Source organism: Methylosinus sp. PW1, assembly GCF_000745215.1.
GTDB lineage: Bacteria > Pseudomonadota > Alphaproteobacteria > Rhizobiales > Beijerinckiaceae > Methylosinus.
This window is the reverse complement of the sequence record NZ_JQNK01000007.1, coordinates 38,394-62,182: the sequence shown is the minus strand read 5'-3', so window position 1 is coordinate 62,182 and position 23,789 is coordinate 38,394. Positions and strand designations below refer to the sequence as shown.

The 23,789-nt window shown below is 63.3% G+C and carries 12 protein-coding genes and 1 pseudogene; 4 read left to right on the top strand and 9 right to left on the bottom strand.

What is annotated here, in order from left to right; all coding sequences use genetic code 11:
- Window positions 1-352: 352 nt before the first annotated feature.
- Window positions 353-2,782 (bottom strand): TonB-dependent receptor, encoded by a 2,430-nt coding sequence (locus K369_RS04940; RefSeq protein ID WP_371033296.1) that lies wholly within the window; start codon window positions 2,780-2,782, stop codon window positions 353-355.
- Between the two features lie 209 nt (window positions 2,783-2,991).
- On the opposite strand from K369_RS04940, the gene K369_RS04935 reads away from it, so the two are divergent.
- Both K369_RS04935 and K369_RS04930 read left to right on the top strand, forming a co-directional pair.
- On the top strand, window positions 2,992-3,960 hold the full coding sequence (locus K369_RS04935; protein ID WP_036288615.1) for an IS5 family transposase: 969 nt from the start codon (window positions 2,992-2,994) through the stop codon (window positions 3,958-3,960).
- A gap of 145 nt (window positions 3,961-4,105) precedes the next feature.
- Entirely contained in the window at window positions 4,106-6,631 is a 2,526-nt protein-coding gene (locus K369_RS04930) for a TonB-dependent receptor (RefSeq protein WP_245278101.1), read from the top strand.
- A 600-nt stretch (window positions 6,632-7,231) separates the two neighbouring features.
- Here the strand turns inward: K369_RS04930 and K369_RS04925 are convergent.
- The 6 genes from K369_RS04925 to K369_RS04900 all read right to left on the bottom strand — a co-directional run bounded on the left by K369_RS04925 (window position 7,232) and on the right by K369_RS04900 (window position 19,243).
- Complete coding sequence (locus tag K369_RS04925; RefSeq protein ID WP_198033039.1) at window positions 7,232-12,355, bottom strand: autotransporter domain-containing protein; 5,124 nt, start codon at window positions 12,353-12,355, stop codon at window positions 7,232-7,234.
- A 298-nt stretch (window positions 12,356-12,653) separates the two neighbouring features.
- A complete protein-coding gene (locus tag K369_RS04920) occupies window positions 12,654-13,208 on the bottom strand; it encodes a DUF4189 domain-containing protein (RefSeq protein WP_036288611.1) in 555 nt (184 codons plus the stop codon).
- Window positions 13,209-13,459: 251 nt separating this feature from the next.
- Window positions 13,460-16,240, bottom strand: a complete 2,781-nt coding sequence (locus K369_RS04915; RefSeq protein WP_036288608.1) for a caspase family protein — start codon at window positions 16,238-16,240, stop codon at window positions 13,460-13,462.
- Window positions 16,241-16,253: 13 nt separating this feature from the next.
- The gene (locus K369_RS27000; RefSeq protein WP_198033037.1) at window positions 16,254-17,330 is read right to left on the bottom strand and encodes a hypothetical protein; all 1,077 of its coding nucleotides are present in this window, start codon (window positions 17,328-17,330) and stop codon (window positions 16,254-16,256) included.
- Between the two features lie 196 nt (window positions 17,331-17,526).
- Window positions 17,527-18,462: a hypothetical protein gene (locus tag K369_RS04905; protein ID WP_036288603.1), complete on the bottom strand. Its 936-nt coding sequence runs from the start codon at window positions 18,460-18,462 to the stop codon at window positions 17,527-17,529.
- 52 nt (window positions 18,463-18,514) lie between these two features.
- The gene (locus K369_RS04900; protein ID WP_036288600.1) at window positions 18,515-19,243 is read right to left on the bottom strand and encodes a hypothetical protein; all 729 of its coding nucleotides are present in this window, start codon (window positions 19,241-19,243) and stop codon (window positions 18,515-18,517) included.
- A 239-nt stretch (window positions 19,244-19,482) separates the two neighbouring features.
- Here K369_RS04900 and K369_RS04895 point away from each other — a divergent pair, with 239 nt between their 5' ends.
- On the top strand, window positions 19,483-20,283 hold the full coding sequence (locus tag K369_RS04895) for a hypothetical protein (RefSeq protein ID WP_036288597.1): 801 nt from the start codon (window positions 19,483-19,485) through the stop codon (window positions 20,281-20,283).
- A gap of 41 nt (window positions 20,284-20,324) precedes the next feature.
- On the opposite strand, the gene K369_RS28155 is transcribed toward K369_RS04895, so the two are convergent.
- Both K369_RS28155 and K369_RS04885 read right to left on the bottom strand, forming a co-directional pair.
- A complete protein-coding gene (locus K369_RS28155) occupies window positions 20,325-20,627 on the bottom strand; it encodes an I78 family peptidase inhibitor (protein ID WP_051949064.1) in 303 nt (100 codons plus the stop codon).
- Window positions 20,628-21,592: 965 nt separating this feature from the next.
- A complete protein-coding gene (locus K369_RS04885; RefSeq protein WP_036288594.1) occupies window positions 21,593-22,498 on the bottom strand; it encodes a LysR family transcriptional regulator in 906 nt (301 codons plus the stop codon).
- 99 nt (window positions 22,499-22,597) lie between these two features.
- On the opposite strand from K369_RS04885, the pseudogene K369_RS04880 reads away from it, so the two are divergent.
- Window positions 22,598-23,757 (top strand): annotated as a pseudogene (locus K369_RS04880) (MFS transporter).
- Window positions 23,758-23,789 lie beyond the last annotated feature (32 nt).

The window sequence follows — 23,789 nt, the reverse complement described above, 5'->3', positions numbered from 1 at the left end:
GGAGCCATGAGGGCGTAGCGACGGCCGGGAGGGTATCCTGATGGCCGCAACAGAATCAGGGAAGACGTAAGCGCAGTTTTATCGACCTGTTTTGGCAGATCGGAGGCGGCGACAATCAGAGCGACGAGGGGCTCCGACACATGTCGATTTCAGAGCATAAAACATATTTCGGAGCCTGAACTGGCGTCGCGCGTGGTCCGCCCCATCGCTCTCAATCGCAAAACCGTGCTCCTCGCCGGCTCGACGATATCGAGCGCGGCCATGACCGAGAGAGACGGTGTGGCTATCCATCTAGGACGGCGCGCTTCCGCATTCATGCTCATGTTCCTGTCGTTTCCATTGGATCGCCGGCTCATTGCAGCACGATGCGCAGCGTGCCGCCAAAGGTGCGCGGTTGCTGGAGGAGCGCGACATTTGCGGGCGTGCTCGCATCGCCGGGCGACCAAGCGGTGATGTAGCGCGCGTCGAAGATATTCTTCGCCCAGACATTGAGGCTGTAGCGCTCGTCATCGGTTCGCAGGCCGACGCCGGCGTTGACGATCGAATAGGCCGGCTGCCAATATTGGAGCGTCGACCAGCGATTGGTGAGCTGCGTCTTGTCCTGCCAGGCGAGATTGGCGTAGCCGAAGGCGGTGAGCGGCTGCTCCGCCCAGCCGCCGAGGCCGGCGAACGGCGCGCCGATCGGAGCGGAGTAATTCGCGCCGATATTGAACGCCCATTTCGGCAGACTCTGCCATCGGGAGTTCGAGAGGGAGAGCGTCAGAGGCGCGGCGACAAATCCCGCCGGAGCGGAAGACGGCGTGGGCCAAGTCCAATCGGCGGGCGGCGCGGCGTTGGGGAAATCGACATAGCGCGCATCCGTGAAGGAGCCGTTGAAGCTGAACCACAGACGCTCGAGCGGATTCCAGCGCCCCGTGAATTCGAAGCCGCGCAGACGCACATGCGGCACCGAGCCGAGATAGGTCTGGCGAATGGGCTGGCCGGTCGCGTCGGTGTAGCTCGTGTCGACCTGATTGGCCTGGAAGTTGAAGAGATCGGTCCAATAGACGTTGAAATTGGCGATCAGCGCGCCGTCGAGCCAGTTCGTCTTGACGCCGAGCTCATAGTCCCAGTTGGACTCCGGCCGGGTGAACAGCGGCTGGAAGCCTTTGAATGTCGTGCCGATGAGAATCGGCCGGGCGCTGGTGTTGATCGCCGCGGCTTTCTCGCCGCGGCCGACGAGGCCCCAGAAGGTGACATTGTCGCTGTATTTGAACGACGGATTGAAAACGCCCGTGAGCATGTTGCGGGACACGCTCCGCCCACCCGTGTCATAGGCTCCCTGGCCTCCCGCGCCGCGCGCGGCGTTGTAGACGGTGAGCGGCGCATATTTCGAGCTCCAGGCTTCCAGCCAGCCGAAATTGGAGCCTTCCTTCGTTTCGAAACTATCGCGCAGGCCGAAGGTCAGCGACCAGCGGTCGTCGAAATGGTAGGTCGTCTGGCCGAACTCGCCCATATGGAAGGTGCGGCCCTGGCCGTCGGCGTGAGCGGTGAACCCCCACAACAGAGCAGGATCGGTCGTCGGCGTCCCGAACCATCGAGCGGCGTCGCTACCGAAGTCGAGCTCGTTGTAGCTCCAGACCTTCTCGTAGAGCGCCAGAAGGCCGACGACCCATTCGAGTGGCTGGTCCGGCGCCGATGCGAAGCGCAGCTCCTGCGACACTTGCACGGCCTTGCCATTGCCGTGGCTGTCGGTGATCTCCGTCAGATTCTCGCCCCGTGAATTGTGCGGGCGATTGGCGAAGTAGCCCCAAGCCGAAATCGAGGTGAGCGTGTTCTCCCCGAGCGTCCAGTTCACTTCGTTGGAGACGGTCGTGACATCGGCCTGATGCGCGCCTTCGCCCGTCACATAGGGCTTGTAGGGATCGAAGGTGAGCACCGACCGGCCGAGCCTGTTGAACAAGGTCCGAGAATAGGCAGCCGCCCGCGTTCCATTCGCATAGAGCAGCACCGAATCGCCGATCGAGCCGGTTCCCCATTTGCGATCGTGCGAGACCGAATGGCTGAAGATCAACCGATCCGTCACCTCGTCGCCGACAAAGAGCAGCTGGCCGCGAACGCCCCATCGGTCGTTGTTGAGATAGCCGGCGCCGGTGACTTGGTCCCTTATCCAGCCGTCGCCCTTGTCGATATAGAAGCCCACGCGATAGGCGAGCCTGTCGTCGATGATCGGCCCGGTGATGTTCCCGCGCTGGATGAGCTGATTATAGGCGCCGAAGGAGGTCTCGATCGTCGCCTTGCGCTCGAAGGAGGGCCGCTGCGTCCTCACGATGATGTTGCCGACGGTGGTGTTCTTGCCATAGGCCGTGCCCTGAGGGCCGAGACCCACTTCGAAAGATTCGACGTCGACATAGTCGCCCCACTGAAAGCCGACGTTTTTCCAGAACACATTGTCGAGGATGAAGCCCGTGTCGGATTCGGCCCCTGAGCCTGTGCCGGCCCCGACGCCGACGCCGCGGATCGCCGGCGTCGATGTCTGCGGATTGGACACATTCGGGCGATAGTTCGGCACGAGCTGCTGGAAATCGGAGAGGCGCACGAGCAGCTCTTCGTCGGCGACCTTTCCATTGACGATCGCCGCGGATCTCGGCGTCTTCAGCAGAACCTTCTCTTCCTGCCGGGTCAGACCGTCCGACGACGCGCCGACGACGACATCCGCCACCTTGGCTTCTTCGGCGCCTGCCGAATTCGATTGAAAGCTCGCCGCCACGAGAGCGATCGGCGCGAGAGAGACGGCCGACAAGGCCCGACGCTTGAAACATCCGATACGAAAACGCATTGCGATCACCCACATCATATACCATAAACATACTAGTAATATATATTATTTCAAGCTCGCCGACGCTTCGTCCAACGCAATTCGCGAGCTTGGTGCACGGATACCCCGTGATCCGGGATTTTTAAGGAATGCTGGGGCAAACATGCTTCCGGTTTTGACAACGGGAGCGGACCATGCCTTTCAAGTTTCACGCGAAGGGCAGGCGCCACATTCCGCGTCAGCGTCATCGGGTCACGAACTGGCGGGACTATGATGCGGCGCTGCGCAATCGCGGCAGCCTTACGATCTGGCTCACGCCCGAAGCAATCGTCGGTTGGAGGGCGCAGCCTCGCACGACGCGGGGTGGACAGCGCCACTATTCGGATCTCGCCATTGAAACCGCCCTCACTTTACGCGCCGTGTTTCGATTGGCGCTGCGTCAGAGTGAAGGCCTGATCGGCTCTATCATGAAAATGCTGGAGATCGACCTGCCGGTTCCAGATCATACGACGCTGAGCCGTCGAGCATGTGGCCTGTCTGTTTGCCAGCCTGCGCGGATGGGAACCGGCGAGCTTCATCTGATCGTCGATAGCACCGGACTGAAATTGCGGGGCGCCGGCGAGTGGTTGTCTGAAAAACACGGAACCATAAAGCGCCGCGCCTGGCGCAAGTTGCATGTTGGCATTGACGCGGACACCGGCGAGATCGTCACCTTCGATCTCACGGACAAGGATGTCGACGACGCGTCTCACGTCCCCGCGCTGTTGGACAAGTTGCCCCTGGCTGCGGCTTCGTTCATGGGCGATGGCGCCTATGACCGGGAAGCGACATGTGACGCCGTTCTCGATCGAAATCCGTTCGCTCGTATCATCGTCCCACCCTGCAAGGGAGCCGTTCCCGGCCCCACGGCGACCATCGCGCCATCGCAGCGCGATTTGCATATTCATGCGATTGACGCACGCGGAAGGATAAATTGGCAAAAGACGTCGGGCTACAACAAGCGTTCGAAAGTCGAAGTCTCGATCGGTCGCTACAAGCGTGTCATCGGCGACGCTCTGAAATCGCGTCACGACGACCGTCGTACGACCGAGGTTGCGATCGCCGTCAAATCCCTCAACCGGATGAACGAACTTGGGTCGGCAAAATTCGTTCGAGCGGCGTGATCGAAGACGCCTCGACGGGCAAACACGCCGGTCAAATGATCCTTGCAACACGCTCATGTAGCGTCCAGCGATCGGACTCAGCTTGACAATCGAAAGGAGTTTAAGTCTACTTATCCGATAGGATTAATGTAGAAAAGGGCTCAGCATGTTCGTCCCGCCGTCAGGCGTCACGCCCAAGTTGCGGTTTTGTTTTATGTCCAGCGCGTCGAGCCTCGCCTATATCGCAACGGCCGCCGTTGTTTTGTCGACGCAGCTCGGAGCTCGCGCCGAAGACGCGCCGGCTCCGACTGCGATGACCGTCCAGGTCGGCGACGTTGTCGTCCCCAGCGAGGACGATGACAAGGGCGAAACTTCACGTCCCGTCATGGACGCCCAGAAAAAGCCCAAGTCGATCGTTGTCGTCGACACCAAGAGGATCGAGCAACAAAACATCAATCGCCTCGACGAATTGCAGCAGTTCGTCCCAGGCTACCGGATAGTCGGCTCGGGAACGGCCATCGGCAACAAGGCGTCGATCCGATCTCTCACCAGTGCGAACGCCGCAGGAGATGTGCCGACGGGCTATATCGTCGACAATGTATTCTGGAAAAATCCCGGCTTCCAATGGATGGACCTGTTCGATGTGGCGTCCTTCGAGGTCGCCTATGGCCCACAGGGCACAGCCGGCGGTAAGAATGCGCCTGTCGGCGCCGTCGTCATCCGCAACCAATTGCCGTCCTTCACCCGGCAAGCGACGGTCGAGACCAGTTTCGCCAATAACAGCCGCGTCATCGAGAAAGCCGCCGTCACCGGCCCGGTCATCGACGACGTGCTCGCCTATCGCGTGAGCTTCTTCATGGACAAGGGCGGCGGCTGGATTCACGATCAGGTGAGTGGCGCCGGCTACGACAACACCGACCGCTGGGGCGTTCGCGGCCAGCTTCTCTATGTCGGCGACGAGATTACCGACCGCCTCATTTTCAACTACAGCACTTCTCACGAGTACAACGGCTACACCAACGCGCCATTCTCCGACTCCTTCTTGACCTACGCCAATGGGAAACGTCCGAGTTCGACCTACGTGCAGAACGTCAGGAGGATCGGCAAACCGATCATATCTTTTGACCCGTACCATCCCGCATTCGCGCGCATGGGTGTCGAACCCGTGAGAATCATAAGCGCCTCCAACGAGCTCAACGTCGGTGTCGGCGAGAACATCTTGACCTCGATTTCCGCCTATGGCTTCTACCGCGACGAGGCAAGGCACTTTACCGACGGCGGTCAGCTACTCGAACTGTGGCGCGGCGGCATGAACACTTATGTCGGTCAAGCTTCGCAGGAATTCCGGCTGACATCGCCCAAGGAGCAGGAGTTCGAATGGACGACCGGCGCCTATTTCTTCTATGATGATTTGTCCTACCAGATGCACCACATTCAATTCGGCGTCGACGCAGCGAAATGGCTGAATCTGCCAGCCGCACTGCCAGGAGACACCGATTGGTGGACCACCAAGTCACGGGAGATTCAATTTGCGGCCTATGGGCAGGCGACTTGGCATTACGACGAGCAGCTGGCGATCACTCTCGGCTTGCGCAACAGCTACGAGATTCGCGGTGGCTCGGTACGACACATCAACAGCTACTACCCCAGTGCGTCGATCGCCGCTCAGGATCAAGCGATCATCGCTGCGGGCGGCTATGGTCTCCAAGACAGGGGAGACGAAACGCAACATCACAACCATCTGACGGCGATACTCAATCCGCAATATCAATCAAACGAGAATCTCCTTCTTTACGGACTACTGGGCCGCGCCGAAAAGGCGAGCCCGGCCAACTACTCCAGCGCGCTCTATCAGACCAATGCAGCTACGGGGCAGCGAGAATTTTTGCGGTTTCCACCGCTCTTCGTGAAGCCAGAGGTTTCGTGGGACTATGAGATCGGCTTCAAGTCGAATTGGCTCGACAATCGTCTATTTTTCAATGCCAATCTGTATTGGAACGATTTTTACAATTTCCAGACAACAATTGTCGACTCTTCTGGTGTCGACGCGCTCGGCGCGCCCGTCGCCGTGTCCTTGATCGGCAACGCCCAACACGCCCGTTTGCGGGGAGCCGAACTCAGCGGACGTTGGAGCCCGATCGACAGACTATGGATCAATTTCAACGCCGCCCTATCGGACGCCCGCTGGGTTTCCTTCTCTAACGCAGCTGCGCCCGCGGATTGGAGTTGGTCCGGGGGCAACATTGCTGCGCCCAAACAACTGTCGCTGTCCAATACGCGCTGGACAGGCGTTCCACTCTGGACATTCAATATCGGGGCGAATTACGAGCAGCCGCTCGGGGCAGTTCTCGCCGATCTCAGTAACTTCTCTAGTCACGGAATTTTTGGCGACTGGGCGTCGAAACCGCTAACCGCCTTCGGCTATTTCAACGTCAACTGGCAAGACAAGTCGCAGCTGACCAATCGCTGGTCTATCTTGCAATATTGGCAAGGTAGTTATGCGATCGTGAATGCGGGCGTCGGCATCCGCACCGACGACAATAGATACAGCCTCACCTTCTGGGCCAAGAATATCGGGGACGAGCGACCCTTTTCCACATGGGATCCGGGAAGCGCCAGCACTCCGGCGACAGTCGGCTTGGCGCGCTGGCCAGCGACCTTCGGCGGCTCGTTACGCGTGAAGCTCTTGTGAGACGCGGTCGCATGCCCGTTCCCGCTCAGCGATCGACGCTTCACGCGCTCCTTCTACGATACGGCCAATCATCTGGCGTAGCCGCTGGTATTCTCCAGGATCCGCTGCTCGCTCGTGGAGACATAAAGAGAAAATCCGCCAAGTCGAGTCAAGCCCGGAAGCGGTCGAGCCAGCGGCTCGCGCCCCGATGGTCTTTGGGCGTCTAAGCCGAACGTGAAACTCTGACCCTGAGCGGCCGCGTCCCGACCGTGGGGCCGACGACCGGTTACGACGAAAGGAGACATTCCGTATCTGGCATCATTCGACGTCTGCCAGTTCCTCGGCGGACGATACGCTTGGCCGAGCTACCCGACCACGATCAAAACGTTTAAGTTCGCCTATCGCGCCGCCACGCATATTCGGGGCCAAAGACAGGCTTTCGGCGACAAACGAAAAGGCTTTTCGCTAGGCCTTCTTTTCCGAAAAAGCAGTTGGCCGAGGTTTCTGCGGGCGCGCTCGAATATGTGCGCTCGGGAAAGAGAAGCCCTACCATCGTTCTCGGAAATCGTTAACGTTCGTCGCAGCCCGGTTAATTTATCGGTTCCCCATTGTCCGCTTGCGTCAGAATTTCACTGTCATCGCGCCTTTGACCCCGCGGCTGTTGGTGCGATTTCCGAATTGTCCGACATAATGCACGCCGAGGCTGGCGTTCGGCATGACCGCGAGATCGACGCCCGGCTCGACGAGGAAGGCGTCTCGGTCGATCGGCGCGCCCGCTACGGAAAAATCTCCTCCTCCGGCGAGCGATGCGAAAGAGAGCGGCGTGACCGCGCCCATGGCGTGGCGCCAAGCCGCAGACCCGCCGATCGCCAGCGGAGCCTCGAACAGCGATAGGCTCTTCGAAAATCTCAGGCCCAGGGTCGTGAAGGCGATGTCCGTGTCGCCCCCCCGCGTCGCGAGCGCTGCGACGCCGCCGAATTCTCTGAAGCCATTCGTGTGAAGCCGCGTCAGCGCCAGACCCGCGAACGGCTCGAGAGCGAGGAAGCCCGCATCGACGCCGTATGCGGCTTCGCCGAAGAGCTGGTACAGGCCGGCTCCAAAGCGGCGCCACGGCTGATCGGACAGGCCCGCGAAACTGATCGAGCGGCGAATGTCGATGTCATGGCCGGAATAGGAGGCGCCGAGCCTCAGGCCGAACGCCCCCCATTGCCCTCCGGCGAAGAGACCGGCGTGGAAAGCGTCGCTCTTGCCGCTCGACGATCGCGCGCTCACGCTCAAATTCGCGTGGTCGTAGCCGCCATAAGCACCGATGCGCCAGTTGTGGAAGGCCGGCGCGTCGAAGCCGAGGAAAAAGCCGGTCGCGGAATGAGAGACCCCTGCGGCGCCGGCGCGCGACCCATTCGACGAGCCGTGCGCGTCGAAACCCTGCCCCCAGAACACGAGCTTGTCGAGATCGATGGGGAGCGCTTCCGTCGCGAGCGCCGCCGTCTTTTCCGGAGAGCGCGCGAGCAACGGCATGTTCGGAGCGGCGACGCCGCCGAAAGCGCCACGAAGCCGGTCGAGCGCCGCAGCGCGCGCGTATCGAGAGTCGTCGAGCAGCACGCCTTTCACCGAGGCGTAGGCCTCGCCAGAGAGCTGATCGAAGGAACGAGCGATCTGATCCTGGCTCGCGTAAGTCAGGGAGTTGGCGAGCAGAGCGGCGGCCCCGGTCGGCGCGCCCTGCGCGAGCGCGTCGAGCGCGCGCGCCACAGATTGCTGATTTCGCGTGATCGCAGAGCCGAGGAAGTAGTTCGGCGCGTGCAGGAGCTGCGCCGTGAGTCCGTCGGCGCCGAAAGTCGGCGAAAACACGACGCCCTGAAACGGCGAAACGATGCTGTCGACCTGGCCGGTCACGCCGCCCGTGGCCTGAATGAAGGAGTAGCGCGTTCCGAGCGTCGGCCGGGCGCCCTGATAGCTCTCGAGCACGATGGAGCCGCCTTGGAAATTGGCCGCGCCCGACACGACGAGACGACTGTAATCATTGGGGCCGACGCTCAGGACGAGCACGCCGCCCGCGAGCTGATTGTAATTGCCGTCGATGGTGATCACGCCCGGCGAATGTCCCGGGTGAAAGAAGCCGAGATCGAGAACGTCGCCGACGACATGGCCGACGCCGTCGAAAAAGCCGTCGTAGCCAATGGCGAGAAAGCCATCGGTCTGGCGAAAGATCAGCGTGGGCGCGCCGAACACATTCGCGATGGCGTCGTTTTCCTTGCCGTAGAGCAATGCCCTCAATGAGGTAGGCGTCGACGCGAGCCCCGCGAAGACCGTGCCGACCGCGGTGACGCCGGTCGAGGTGAATAGCGTGCCGTCCAGCGTCAGACTGTGCGCTACGGGCAACAACGCCTGACCGGCGACAAGCGCGCTGGAGCTCGCGTCGATTTTGAGCGTCGTGAGCCCGTTGATCGACGTGTCGTTCCGTCCATTGAGTGTGAGACGGGCGCCATTGACGAAGGAGAGAGCGGCGGCGCCGCCGAACGCCGGCGAAAAGGACACGTCGCCATGCGCGACGGACAGACTGCCGCCGTCGAAAGTCGTCTGCGCGGCATTTGTGAAGGCTACAGCTCCGCGATCCGTGACGACGAGCGCGCCGCCGAGCGTGCTGGAGCCGTCGACGGTCATTTTCGCGCCAGCGGAAACGTCGAAGGACCCGATCGACGCGGAGATCGGCGGTTGACCAAAGGCGCCGCCGATCGCGAGCGTCGAGCCGTCGCCGCTCAAAGTGACGGCGCCGGAATTCTTCAGCGATTTGAACGTCGCTTTTGCGCCGCTCGTGATATCGAAAGTATCATCGACGCTCAGTGTGACGGCGGCGGCATCGAAGGTCGCTTTGTCCGAAATCGCCACCTGTCCGCCGATTGAGTCGAAATCCTTCATTTTGACGACGCTTCCGTCGCCTTTGGCGGTGATCGTCGCGCCGAACGTCTCCACATTCGAGGTTTCGAAGCGCCCGCCGGAAGACACGATGAGTGCGGCGCCGCTCCCGAGCCGATTGAGGCTGGAGCCGAGGCCGCCGACGCCAGAGTCATAGATGGAAGCGCCGCCGTTCGACACTTCCGCCCTGACGCCGCTGAGATCGATGCTCCCGCTGTAGGAGAGCTGCGACCCCGCGCCGTCGACGGTGAGCGTCGACGACTTGGCCCCATCTGTGAGAAACTGGATTCGCTTCGCTTTGACCTGGGCGCCGAGACGAACTTCGAGATCAGAATTGGCTGCGAGGAAACTGATGTCGCCGTCGACCGTCAATTTGGCGGGACCACTGGGGCCGCTCCCCGAGACGTAGACTGTTGCGGAGGCGGTGTGGCCGCCTGAGATGATATTGGCCGCAGTCGCCTGTCCGCCGGAGACGACGCGGAGCTCTCCCTGCGCGCCGACGCCCGCGGCGAGCCGAATGTCGCCGGCGATCTTCAGCACGCCGCCCGAGCCGACATTGAACATATGCGAGCCACCCGCATCCTGACCGATGGTCAGCTGCTGCGCGGTGACGGCCGAATTCTTGCCGATGTCGAACTCCCCCGAGCCTTGCACGCCGACGACGATGCCGCTGCCGACGATATCCGCGCCGAGATCGAGATGCGCGTTCTCGATCGACAGCACGCCTTTGGACCCGCTCTGAACGCCGAGCGTGATCGTCGCGAAGGCCATATTCAAGCCGGTCTCGCCGGAAGAATCGCCGATGAGGGACAGCACGCCATTGCCTCTTTCGCCGACCGTCACCTTGCCGAGCTTCACCTCGCCGGCGCCGGCGCTGGCGTCGATGACGAGCTTGCCAGAGCCGCCATTGGAGGCGCCGAGAGTGACCGGTGTGTTGGCGAGGTTGAGCGAAGCGCCGTTTTCCAGCGTCAGACGACCGGCGCCGGCGTCGCCGATGACGAAGGAGCCAGCCGCCTGAAGATGCGCCGTCGGACCCGACAGCGTCAGGACTCCGGACGAATCCTTTTCCTTGCCGATGACGATGCTCGCGCCCTTGTCGGTCAGCCCGATCAGGCCGTTCGTGACGGTCGTTCGGCCCGAGCCATTCGCCAAGCCGCCGATCTGAAGCGCCTTCGCGAACAGCTCCGCGCCTTTGTCGATCGTGAGCGTGCCGTCGCCGCCATAACCGACGTAGACCGTCGCATTGGGCGCGCCTATCGCCGAGCCTTTGTCGGTGAGCGTGACGACGCCGACGCTGCCCGCGTCGCGTCCGATGCGCAGAATATCCCCATCCACATTGAACGCGCCGGCGCCGGAAACGGTCAATGTCCCTTTTCCGCCGTAGCCGACGACTGCGGACTGTTTCGCGGTCCAACTGGAGCCCGCGCCGTCGATCGTGAGAAAGCCGGTTGCACCGGCTGCGAAACCGATAGCCAAAGCCGCGGTGTTCGACCCGGAAGGGCTGTCGCTCGTCGCTGTGGCGCCGCGGGAAACCTCTGCAAATCCAGTCGATCCTGGGTTGCTGCCGATGAACGCGACATCGGTGGTGGTGAGCGTCGCCGAATCGGTCAGTTGCAGATGCCCGACGCCGTCGGCGCCGACAGTGATGCGGCCGTTCGACATCCAGCTCGTTCCCGCGCCCGACACCGTCAAGCTGGACCCAGAGGCGGAGGCGGCGAGTCCGATGAAGGCGTTTCCGTTGACGGTAACCTTGCTCCCGCCACTCACCGTCATGAATCCGGGCGCGAAATTCCCGACCTCGAGCTCCTTGGCGGTCAAGGTGCTTCGGGTGACTTCGAGCGAAGCGCCGGTCGCCGAGATCGGCGCGAGGCCGAGGGGATTGGTTCCGACCCAGAGCTTATCCGCCGTCAGCGTCCCCCGGTTGATCACGAGGCGGGTCGGCGAGCTGCCGTTCTCGTAGAAGCTGCCGGTTTGAATCTCGATCGCCCGGCCGCTCAGCACGCCGCCGTCCTCGACCGTGACGACGCCGGTCTCGTTGAGCGTCCCGTTCGCGGGCGTCGGCTTGACGACCACATGATCGCCGTCGACAGAATTCGCCCATATCCTCAGCGCGCCCGGATAAGCCGGATCGGTCGTCGAAGCGAGAAGGTCGAGCTCGGAGGCGTGCAGCTTGCCGCCAGCGATGGTCTGCGTCACCGGCGCGAACTGCGTCCCGAAATTCACGACGGGACGGCCACTGTCGAGCGAATAATAGTCGAGGCGCGCATTGCCGATAGCGGCGAAGGTCGCGGTTCCCGTGACGGTGAGATTGTCGAGAGTCAAGAGCCCGGGGCCGCCGACCGAGAGATTTGCGATCGTGCCCGACACATTGTCGACGGAGAAGCCGTCGCCGGAATAGCCGCCGCTCGAACCGGAAATCTCGCAGCCCGCAGGTGAGACCGGGATCGCCGGCCCCTTGATCGACGCCAGTTGCCCCTTGGGACGACCCGCGATGAAGACGTTGTCTCCTTCGCTCGGCGCGGCCTGACCCGGCCGGAACAGATCGTTGCCACTGCCGATCTGCGGCGGAACGAAGGTCGTGGGGTCCGTGAAGCTTCCCGACTGTTCTAGGATGAACGTATCGGGAGCAAAGACTCCGTCGCCGACTCCCGACGGGCAGTGCAGCGTGTAGGCCGGGACTTTTTGGGCTCTGCCATAAAAAAAGAGGTTGCGCGGCGCGTCGGCCGCAAAAGCGGGCGACGCGAAGGTGATCGCGGCGAGCCCCAGTGTCCAGCGCGCGAGTTCTCGCGTTCTGTCGGCGTCGGGACTGACAGGATAGAAATTCAATGACATTTCAAAGCCCTGCATAACCCGAATACTAGCGGATAGCTAAAGCTTGACGCAGCTTATACGATTCGAGGCCTTACGACACGTCAAAATTCGCGACAGAGCCACGTCAGGTCGCGTCCAAACGACGGGGTCGCGAAAACAACTGTCACGGCGAGCGTCGGGAGACGCCCCAGAGCGCAGGAAAGGCGCGTCGATGCCTCTGTCTCGACTTTGCCCGAATCGGCGGCGCGCGATGGCGGAAAAATGGATGTCACGGCAATTCCTCGAGTTCGGGGGAAGCATCACGCGCCGTCGACGTCATTCACGGCTCGCCGTCGCTGCATATCTTTGCCCGCACGACGCAATCTCGGCCGCCTTGGGCGGCGCATTCGGACAGCGCCGCGGAGACGATCTCGCGGATCGAGGCGCCGCCGCCATTGCTTCTGTTGCCGAGCACTTTTCCACCGTCTCCGCTGGACACGACGACAGCGCATCCATTGACGACCGAAATATCCCATTCGCAGCGCTGTCCGCGGAACTTGCTACAGTTCCAATGGGCCGCTCGTATTGCTTCTACGGCGCTCCCCCAGTCCCAAGCCGTGCCGAAGACCCGCGTCTTCGTGTCATATACAATGGCGCCGTAACGGTCTGCGCCGGTGACTCGATCTCTCGAGTCCGGCTGCAACTGACATCTGGATTGGCACAAGTGCTGAGCCGACGAGCAATTCGCGCCGCCGCCAGCAGGGTCGCATTCGGCGAGATTGTTGCAGCTTTGGAGGCATACGCCCAAGCTGTCGGCGCGCGCGAGCGGCGCGAAGAGCCCGGCCCAGAGAGCGACCGAGCACGCGAGCAGATTTTTGTTCCGAAAGAAGTGCATAGGCCCCTCCACTCATGATGAAATTCGATTTCACCTGTCGGCTCGATCGAGCGACAGATCGGATGTGCGCGCCGCGAGCGCCTGTTCCGAGGCTGCGGAGGCCGCGCTCGAGAGATCACCATAGGCGCCGGCAACGATGCAATTGCCTGTCCTTGCCGTCGACTAACGCAGTCGAGCCGTCTGGCGGCGGCGGCGCGATCACATGACGGCGTGAACGCCGCATCGGCGAAGCGCCCGCGCGCTGATCCACGTCATGGCGTCATCACGGCGAATATGGCGGCCGACACTTCCGCCGCAGGGCCGCGAGCGCTTTGAATGAGCCTTTCGACATCTTCGAGCGTCGCTCGGCCGATCGGCGAGCCGTTGACGATCGCGAACGGTAGCGCCGCAACGCCGAACGCCCCTACGATGAAGTCCCTGTCCTGGCGCAGTCGCGCCTTCGCCGGCGCGTCCTCGATGCAATCGGCCAGCGGACGCGCGCGCGGGACGCCCTCCATCGCGTCGACGATGGCGTCGCCGACGCCCTTGCCTGCGCCGTTCTCGCGCCACGCGCGGAAGGCCCCGCTCACGCGCAGCAAGGCTTCGAAACGTCGCTCCGGAACGGCGCATCGCGCCGCCGTGACGACCAATGATTCGTAATGTTCGTTCCCTTCGCCCCACGCCGAACGCAGGATCAGTCGCATTTGCCCCGAGGCCGCGTAACGATCCGCGAGCGGCTGAATGAGCTTGTCGAAAATGCTGGCGCAAGGCGCGCAGACATACGGCATGTAGACGATGACGGTCGTCGGCGCGTCGACGGAGCCGGTCGCAATTTCACTCGAAGGATCGCCCAGGGCCAGCGCTTTGGACTCGAGGTCGATGCGTCGAATGGCGTCTTCGGCGAGCGACCGCGCCCGTGGGTCGGCGCCAGCGGCTTCATAGAGACGGCGAGCCGCGAGAGGGTCACGATGTCCGTCGAGACCCCGCATGGCGATTTCCGCCAGCACGAAAGAGCCGCGAGAGTCGCCATGCTCGACCATGCGCCTCCCTTGGAACGAAGCTGCGGCGATCGCCTCGGGACGCGGCGGACGTTCCTCGAAGGCCAGCAGAGCCAGTCTCCCCATCGACGTGGTGTCGCCGTCGGCGGCCGCTCGTTCGAACCATTCCGTCGCCTTCACGAGATCGCGCGCGCCGCCTACGCGGCCCGTCATATAGAGGTCTCCCAAAATTCCCGCCGCGTCGAGCACATGGTCCTCGGCCGCAGCGACCAGGTCTGCGATCGTCAGCGACGTCTCGAGAACGTCTTGCTGGTTGGTCCGCAAGAATTCATGGGCGCGCCAGTAGCGGCCGAGCGTCGGTCCTTTGTCGATCAAGATCGCCAGCAGATCTGCGCGTCGGCGGTTGTCGACGAGCGATGGATCTCGCTCGGCCATCGTCAAGATTTGCGAAATCGCGATGGGATTGTCGCGCGCGATGGAGCGCCACAGCCATCGCAACGCGACGGCGTCCGAGGCCGGCAATCCGGTTCGGTTGGTCTGCAGGCGCCTTTGTTCGAATGCCTTGAACTCGATGGAGCCGTCCGCCGTGATCGCGGCCGCCTTTTCGATCCACATGTCGAATTCTTGTTCGTCTCCGGCGCTTGCGGCGAACGCCGCGAGCATCGCCATAGCGGGCGTATAGCCGTGATCGGCCGCCAAGCGCATATTTTGTCTTTCCCGTCTCGTATCGATGGTGAAGAAAGTGTCCGACAGATCGTCCAGCAGTCGATGAATGACGAGCGGCAAGCCGCGTCCCGCCGGCAAGTCCGTCCGGGCGGCGCGTTCGGACAGGTCGTACGCCTCTTTGAACGACGGAGCGGCTCGGTTCGGGACGCCGGCGACCAGCTTCGTGACCTTCAGCACGAAGGCTTTGGGGTCGCCGTCCGCCACGCCCTCGTCGACGAGGCGTTCCGGTCTGCCTCGACGTTCGAATAGGTCGAGGATGCCTTTGGGGCCGAGGGTGCACCAGTCGCGTCGCGACAGGCCGTAGGCGTCGATTTCATCCCAAGGCTCCCGGCAGGCGTAGGTGTCGGCGTCGGACCGCGCGAGACCCACCTGCGCGAGCCATGCGCGCCGCGTTTCGGGATAGGCGGCGACCCAGGCGGAGACCGCTGCCGTGATCGCCGCGGCGGCGCCGAGCATGGCGAGCTTCGCTAATATATCTCGCGCCCAGGAGCCGAACGGGCGCCGGCTCGCCCATGTCTCCAACCGCCGCGCGTCGCCGCGCTCCGGCAGCAAGGGCGCGAGCGCCCCATGCATATAGATCGCCGGCACCTGCCGCCCCTCGGTCGCGCGCGCCACGAGATCGTTGGCGTGCGCGAACACGTCATGGGCCGGGCGTCCGCGAACCAGCAGGCCTGGGAGAGCCGCGACCAGGGCCTCGGCGTAAGGGCCGACGCCGCTTTCGCCGTCGCTGGCGGCCGTCCCCGCCGAGGTCGACCAGATGACCATGACGCCTTCGCGATTGAGGCGCAGATCGGCCATCCCGCCTGTATACGCGTCGCGGCCGGGCGCGTCGCGCGGACGGAGGCGGCAGGCGTCGAGCACGAGCGTCGTGACCCGGCGGCGGCGGCGCGTGAAAGACGCGATGATGTCGTCCAGAGCGAGGGCGCGCAGAGCGAATTCGTTCGGAGCGGACGGGTCCATGTCGACAGGCGCCAGATAATGCGCATCCTCCAGTCGCATCCCGTGTCCAGCGAAATAGAAGATGACCGCCGCATCGGGGCCCGCCGCCTCGACCCGCTCCATGAACGAGGCGACCGCCGCGACGACGGCCGCGCGTGTCGCATCGCGCAGGGTCGTGACCGCAAAGCCGAGGTCGGCGAGCGCTTTGCCGACGAAAGCGGCGTCCCGGCCGGCGTTCGCCAGTGGCGCCGCGGGATAGCGGGAATTGCCGACGACGAGCGCGAAGCGCAGACCGTGCGAAGCCGCGGCGGGTTCGGGCGCGTCGTCTGACGAAGACGCCGCGATCTCGGCGGCGCCCTCGGTCTCGACATCGAAAAAGCGCGTTCGCATTCGCCGATCTCTCTCAGGGGCCTTTCTTCCACCCACCGTGAGACGCGATCTCATGGACCGTCTCCCAATAGGCGACCCGCGCCTCCAGCTCCTTCGCTCGCGCCTCATAAGCAAATTCGAGGCAGTCTTGGACCCCGGTCTCCTCCTTGTTGATCTGTCGCAGCGCCGACAGCCGCATTTTCGATGCAGCCGCGCCCCCCTCGAGCGAGGATCCGAAGCCGTTTTGATAGGCCGCCTCGCATCCGTCCCGGAAGGCGATCCAGACGCTCTGCTCGCCGGCCGCGGCGGTCGCATCCGGCACGGCTTTCAAGACCGCCAGCGCTCTCGTTATGCGGGCGTCCAAACGACCGAGGCCGAGGTCGCGGCACACGATCTTCCCGACCCAGCGGGCGTCGCGCCGCTCGGCGCAGTAGATCGTCTTGTAATGCTCGGGTGAGAAATCCTGTGCGGAGCGTTTGACCTTGGTGATGATATTCCAATCGCGCAGGAGGTCGTCCGGTATCGCCTCGAGACCCGCCGAGCCGACCTCGAAGGCCGCTTCCGCCATCTTGGTCTGGCCTGTCATCTCGCGCGTGTAGGACAGGACCAAGGCCGATACCGTCTGTATGTCGTCGATCGCGATTCTGAGATCGACCGGCTCCGACGCCAGCGACATGGCGTGGATTGTGAAAGTTCCTTCGACGGCGCGGTCGACGCCGCCGAGAAACGCGAAGGTGCAGGCCGAAGCGCAGAAGCGGCTGCGCTCGACCAGTGTGTCGAAGCCCAATTTGTGGATCAGATATCCGATCTTCAGACCGCCGATCACATTGCCGCCGCCAGAATGAAGAACGACCAGCGTGTGCCGGTCCCAGGACAGCGGCGACGTTCCCGCTGAAGCGCTGCGGCCCTTCTTGACGATGGCCTGCAATCTCTCGGCGTCCAGCTCGTCGATCCGACCTGAGGCGATGATGGCTCCGACGCCATCGGATGTGAGACCTGCGCGCCACTCCATGGCTGTGGCGCGCGGCGCACAGCCGCCGAACATCAGGGCAAAGCCGACAACCAATCGGAGCAGACCGGGCGGCTTCGAGAAATTTATCGCGAACGACATGGGGCCCTCGCTTTCCAATGCGTCGCCGATCCCATCGCTGACGCGAGACGATTATAGGTCACGCGGAAATCGAAAAACCATGGAATCGTCTTGCCGAAGCTTGCCGCCGCGCGCGGAGGTTCGGGCCGAAACGTTGGGAAGCAACCCCAGCGTCTCGCAGCGCAATGTGACCAAGAAAGACTTGCGACGCCCAGCGCTACGCCACCAGATAGCTGGCGCTCGACACGCTGACCGTGGCGGCCTCGCGAGCCTGCGACTTGCGGCCGTCCTCCGAGGCGGCGCGGCGCATCCGTCGCAGCCTGGTGAGGAACTGCATCGTCTCGTTCTCATCCAATGCGCCGGGCGGAGGGTTCTTGCCGCGCGGGTCCAGTGTCGCCAGATCGGCCTCGCGCCAGACGAGCGCGGTCGTGACGATGAAACGGCCCGGCGACGGCTTGAGCGGCTGCGGACGCCGCAGAAGCAGCAGACGGCCTTCGACCAGCTCCGGCATGAAGGGCGAGGGCAGCCACAACACGGTTTCGTTCCACGCCATTTCCCAGATGCGGCGGCCGAGCGGCGCGGGATCGCGGGTGAACATAGTGTAGGCCGCGGCCGGAACGCCGGAGACGCCGACGATCGCCAGTTGCCCCTTGTGGACGCCGGCCTTGAATTCTATGGGCCCGGCTCCGCCGGAGGGAATGGCGTCCTCGAACGATCGCTCCGCAGCGAAGCGCTCCACCACCAATTGCGGCGCGCCGCGTCCCACGACGTCGCATGCGGCGATGTCGTCGACTATGGTCCGATGGGCGTGGTCGAGGCGATCGGGGTCGACGCCGGGAAGGCCGTCGACGACGGCCTGGACGAAGGGCAGAAGCGGTCCTTCGAGCTCCGCGAGGCTCAATAGATTTTCCTCGGGAGCGGGCGCGCGGTGTCGAAGCCGCCAGCCGCGGATGGCGCGGTTCATCTGACCGACGAGCTTCTGGGCGACCGAGGCGGGAGGGCCCCGGTCGCCGCGCAGCAACCTGGCAAAAGCCACCGCGCCATTGTCCTCGTCATCGAAAATGGCCTTGCCGATATCCGCGTTGCGGTCGGCGGCCTCGGTCAAATCGCGCAGGACGCCCCATTTCAGATAGAGATTCGGGATGATGTCCATGCGCGGGCTCCGGAAAGCTATTCCCGAAGCTAAGCTCCGCGTCGCGCCTTTTTCAACCATTGCCGTCTTTATTTCCGCCTCGGCGCCTATCGGAGATCGCGCCTATCCCGGCCGTCCCGAGCAGCGGAACGAGAACGAGCGCGTTGAAGAGAAGCAGGAAAATTCCCACGCCGATCAGCATGACAATCATGTTCCAGAGCGCCGCAAGAAACGAAAAGCCGAACTGAAGCACGAGGATGAGCCCCAGATTGGCGTGCGTGCGTCCCGAAACCGAGCCTTGGACGCCTCTTTCGGGCCAGAGTCGCATGTCGAAAAAGTCGATCCGCGGGATCGTCTCGAAGGGAATGAGCCAATGCCGGCCCTCCTCCTGGAGCGCCAGATCGACGCCGACGCCGCCCAGGAGGCCGATCGCCGCGCCGACCAGAAGGGCGAGCCATCCGAGCGCGCGCGACATGTCGCTCAGGGCGGCGAAGGCCGGCGAGAGGCGCATAAGAACGATCCCCAATGGCGCCAGAACCAACCAGAAGACGACCGACAGCGTTTGCGGGACATGGTCGACCATCATGGGAAATTGCGAGAGCAGCGCGAAGGCGGCCAGCGCGTCGATCACCGCGATGGGCGCCTCCTCGGCAGGCCGCAGCAATTGAAACAGGACGCCGGCCGTCGCGGCCAGAGATCCGACAACGAAGAGCGCGCGCGCCCATTCGATGCTCGCTGGCAAAAATAATTGGGCGGCGAAAACGACGAAAGTGGCGATCGTCGCGATGAAGGCTCTGGCCATTTGCAATCCTCCTTCTCGAAAGCAGGCGCAGCTCGAACGTGGGGCCGTCGCCCGGGAATAGCGGAACACTAGACATATCCGCTGGCGATCGGGACCGCCGACGATTGCCGCTTCTTGCCGCGCCGCGCACCCGCCCGGCGCGCAAGCATCGTCAAGAGGCGGCAATGACGCCGCCTCGTCCACGAACCATGATGATCCGGCGCCGACGAGCGGCGCTTCAAATCATGGGGAGCAGACCAATGCCGTCATCGACCGACACGCGCGGCGCAGCCACACGGGCTCTGACGATATTCAGTCTCGCCGCGACATTGCTGTCGACGCCGCTTTCCGAGGCCCGCGCCGAACGAGGCCTCGGTATCGCGGAGGCGGCCGGAGTGATGGGGCCAAAGCCGTCGGACCGCTCCGCCGCGCCGGCGAGCCGTCCGGACAGTGCGAGCGTCTCGGGCGAGTCCGCGGTTCGGATCGTCCCGCTGGCGGGGCGGGGCGGCGAAAAGTGGGGAGAACTCGTCGGCTGGGGCAAGAACCTCCGGGAGACCAACGAGGACGCCATGATGGACGGCAAGCCGGTCGTCGTGTTCTTCGAGCCCGACATTCTCGATTGCCCGAAATGCGGAATATTCAAAATGAATGTCCTCTATTGCTCGCGGTTCAACGCTTTCGCCGGCCGTGCGCATTTCGTGCATGCGGTCCTATCGGAAAATGTCTACAATCGCGTTCTGGCGGAAACGTTCGGCGTGACGCAGTGGCCGGGCATGGTCGTGTATACGATCGATATGGCTGGGCACGTCGGCACGCTGGCGCAGATGAACGGCCTCACGCAGGAGAACCTCGTCATCGCCGCGTTGTCGCGCGCGCTCGGCCCGGCGATAGAATACAATGCAGCCAGAGCGCACCAGACCTATGGAGCCTGCTTGCCGGAGGCGGTGATCCCGGCTGTCCTTCGGGCGCTCGAGGAGCAGTTCGCCAAATATCGCGTGGCCATTCCCGAGCTCAACGCAATGGAGAAGAAATTCGACGAATTCGAAAGGGCGATGCGGTAACGCTGGCGCGACGGTCGCTGTCGAGAAGGCCTGGGTCCAGATCACCCGCAATGAACGGCGACAACGATCCCCTTCTTATCGACGGCCAAATCGAGACGATCGGTGCGGAACTCCATCGTATATGCCATCCCGCGATCCATCCTTCGAACTATCTTCGCGCCGGCTCTGCGTCTTGCTTCGTCGGCGAGATCGCCTCCAAACGGCTTTCCCACGACGAAAAGAGCGTTTTTCGCGTTGCACCCCTCCGCAGCGCGGGAAAGGCCGGGGACGAAGCAGGCTGCGACGAGGACGAAAGCGCAGATGCGCCGAGCCAGCGAGCTCAGTTCGTGGCGACGGGAGCTCATGGCGTGTCCCTCCTTTGCGACTCGATGCGCATCCCACGCCGGAAGCTATATCGGGCGCGCGCTCAAAGATAGATGGGGTATCATGAACGTTACATGAAGCATGGCCCCATGCTTGGAATGCCGTGTTTGCGATCCGGGCCGTCATGCGGCCCATCCCTCTGCTCTGCACCGAGAAATTCGCACGGAAATGCGGCGTGCGCGCCGAACAGAGACACCATGCGGAACCGCGCATGCTCACGCTCGGCTCTCTCACGACGAGCTCCGGAAGAACGAGCAGCGCGCGGAGGTCCGTGGCGCATCGGGCCTTGGAGTTCTGTCGATCATGAATGCGACATCGAGTCGCTGATCTATGACGCGCACAACCGGTTCGCACGGGAAACTCTTGGACAAGATAACGCTTCCGAAAAGAGGTCGACACCCCGATTTCAATCCGACCGATGCGGGGGACGTGACCAAATTGCTGGCCGCGGGGCTCGACAGCCGATTCGAGGAGCTATCTTCATTGTGATGATGACGCCACGCTCAAAGAGCGATTCCGACCTCTGCATCCACCGAGCGCGCCATTCGTCGAGTAATGTTGTGCATTACTCGACGAATGGCTTTTACACCGCCTGGCAGACCGAGAGCCGCCGATCTCGAGAACTTCGGCCGGCCGGCCGACGCCGGTTCGAACGTCTATGTTCGGCTGATACAGTGCCGTGAACGTCCGCAAAATCCAGGGAAAGCGGTCCCTCGGGTCATGCAGATCGAACGGCCGGTTATGGCGCCAGTTCCCCCTTCCCTACGGCGAAGGAGGAACTGAGACCCAAGGCGGACGTGTCTTTCCCGAATAGACGACGTCTGCTGACGCCGAAAGCAGACAATTCAGACGACCGCAGTTCGAAACTCGTCCACCGGGCAACGCGGGACCCGGATGAGAACTTCGTCCGCTATAACCCTAGGCCTCTCTTTCTGCCTGTCACGAGCTATTCGACCTTTCCCCACTCCGCGAGGAAATCGAGCAGCGCCCGGACGCGTGAGGGCAATGGTCCGCCCTGGCCGATATGGATGGCATGGAAGGCTTCGCGATCACCAGGGTTGAGGTGATCGAGCACGGGCACGAGACGGCCGGCGGCGATGTCGTCGCGCACCGTGAAGGCGGCGAGACGGGCAAGTCCGCTGCCGCCGAGGGTCAGACGCCGCAACGCTTCGCCGTCGCTCGCCTGCACACGCCCGACAATCGGAACGACGACCGTTTCATCGCCCTTCTTTAAGGGCCAACCGTCGACGGTGCGGACGTAGCCGAAGCCGAGGCGACTATGGTCAGCGAGATCCTCTATCGTCTTCGGCTCGCCGACACGGGCGAGATAGGACGGCGCAGCGACGATCACCATCGCGGTGTCACCGAGCTTGCGTGCGACGAGGCTCGAACTCTTCAACGGACCCGCACGCACCGCCACATCCGCGCGCACTGCCAGGAGATCGACGATCTGATCGGTTTGCACGAGATCGAGCGTGACGCCCGGGCAGCGCTCCAGGAACTGCGGCAGGATCGGCGCGAGGATATGAGTGGCGTAGGACGCGCTGGTGTTGAGCCGGATGCGGCCGACCGGCTGCTCGCCTGCGCCGGCGTTGCGTTCGGCGTCCTCGATATCCGCTAGAATGCGGGTCGCCCTTTCATAGAAGGCGCAGCCCTCCGGCGTGAGCTGGAAGGCGCGCGTGGAACGGTTGACGAGGCGCGTGCCGAGCCGCGTCTCCAATCGGGTGACGAGCTTGCTTACGGCCGAGGGGGTCATGCGGCAGATTCGGGCGGCGGCGGAAAAGCCACCGTGTTCGACCACGCGGGTGAAGACTTCCATCTCGCCGGAACGATTGATCTCAGGTCGCGCCATTGTCTTTCAATTCACAAATGATATTCCAATCCGCATTCTATATGACCTGAAGCCGAACATCTATCTGTTGTCCCGACACACATCATCGCGGGACAAATCATGCCATTGGCACTTTATGCCCTGACGGCCGGAGCTTTCGGCATCGGCGTCACTGAATTCGTCATTATGGGGCTTCTGCTGGAGGTCAGCGCCGATTTCGGCGTGACGATCGCCGCAGCGGGCCTGCTCATCTCCGGCTATGCGCTCGGCGTCGTCATCGGCGCGCCGATCCTAACGGTCATCACGGCGCGCTGGCCGCGCAAGACCGTGCTCATCGTGCTGATGGCGATCTTCGTCGCCGGCAACACTGCCTGTGCGATCGCGCCGAGTTACGGCGTCCTCATGGCGGCGCGCGTGCTGACCGCCTTCGCGCACGGCACCTTCTTCGGCGTCGGCTCGGTGGTCGCGACCGGTCTCGTGGCTGCGGATCGCAAGGCCTCCGCCATCGCGGTCATGTTCACCGGCCTGACGGTCGCCACGATCCTCGGCGTGCCGCTCGGCACGCTCGTCGGTCAGCATCTGGGCTGGCGCGCCACCTTCTGGGCGGTGGCGGCGGTCGGACTGATCGCGCTCGCCATCATCGCCGCCCTCGTACCCGAGGACGGCCGCCCCGTCGAGGCGAACGACTGGCGGGCGGATCTCGTCTCCATTCTACGGTTGCCCGTCCTTCTCGGCCTTGGGTTCTCGGCTACGCGGGCGTCTTTGCTGTCTTTACCTATATCGCACCGATGCTGACGCGGATCAGCGGCTTCCCGGAAGCCGCTGTGTCGCCGATCCTCCTCGTCTTCGGCGGCGGGCTCGTCGCCGGCAACCTCCTCGGCGGCAGGCTGGCGGACCGCCGGCTCGTTCCGACCGTCTTCGCGACGCTTGTCGCGCTCGCCGTCGTGCTGGGCATGATGGCGCCCGGCCTGCGGTCGCCCATCGCCGCCGTCGTCCTCGTCGGCTTGCTCGGCGCGACCGCTTTCGCAACCGTCGCGCCGCTCCAGATGTGGGTGCTGTCGAAGACGGAAGGCGCCGGCCAGAGTCTCGCCTCCTCGTTCAACATCGCTGCCTTCAACCTCGGCAACGCCATCGGCGCCTGGGCCGGCGGCTTCGTCATCGATCAGGGCGCCGGTCTCGCCGTCGTGCCGTTGTGGGCGGCGCTGTTTCCGCTCGCGGCGATCCTCGTCGCGGGGATCGCGATCAGCGAGGAGCGCGCGGCCAAGCGCCTCACCTGCTGAAAGCCGCTTTTCCAAATCCAAGAAAGGAGATG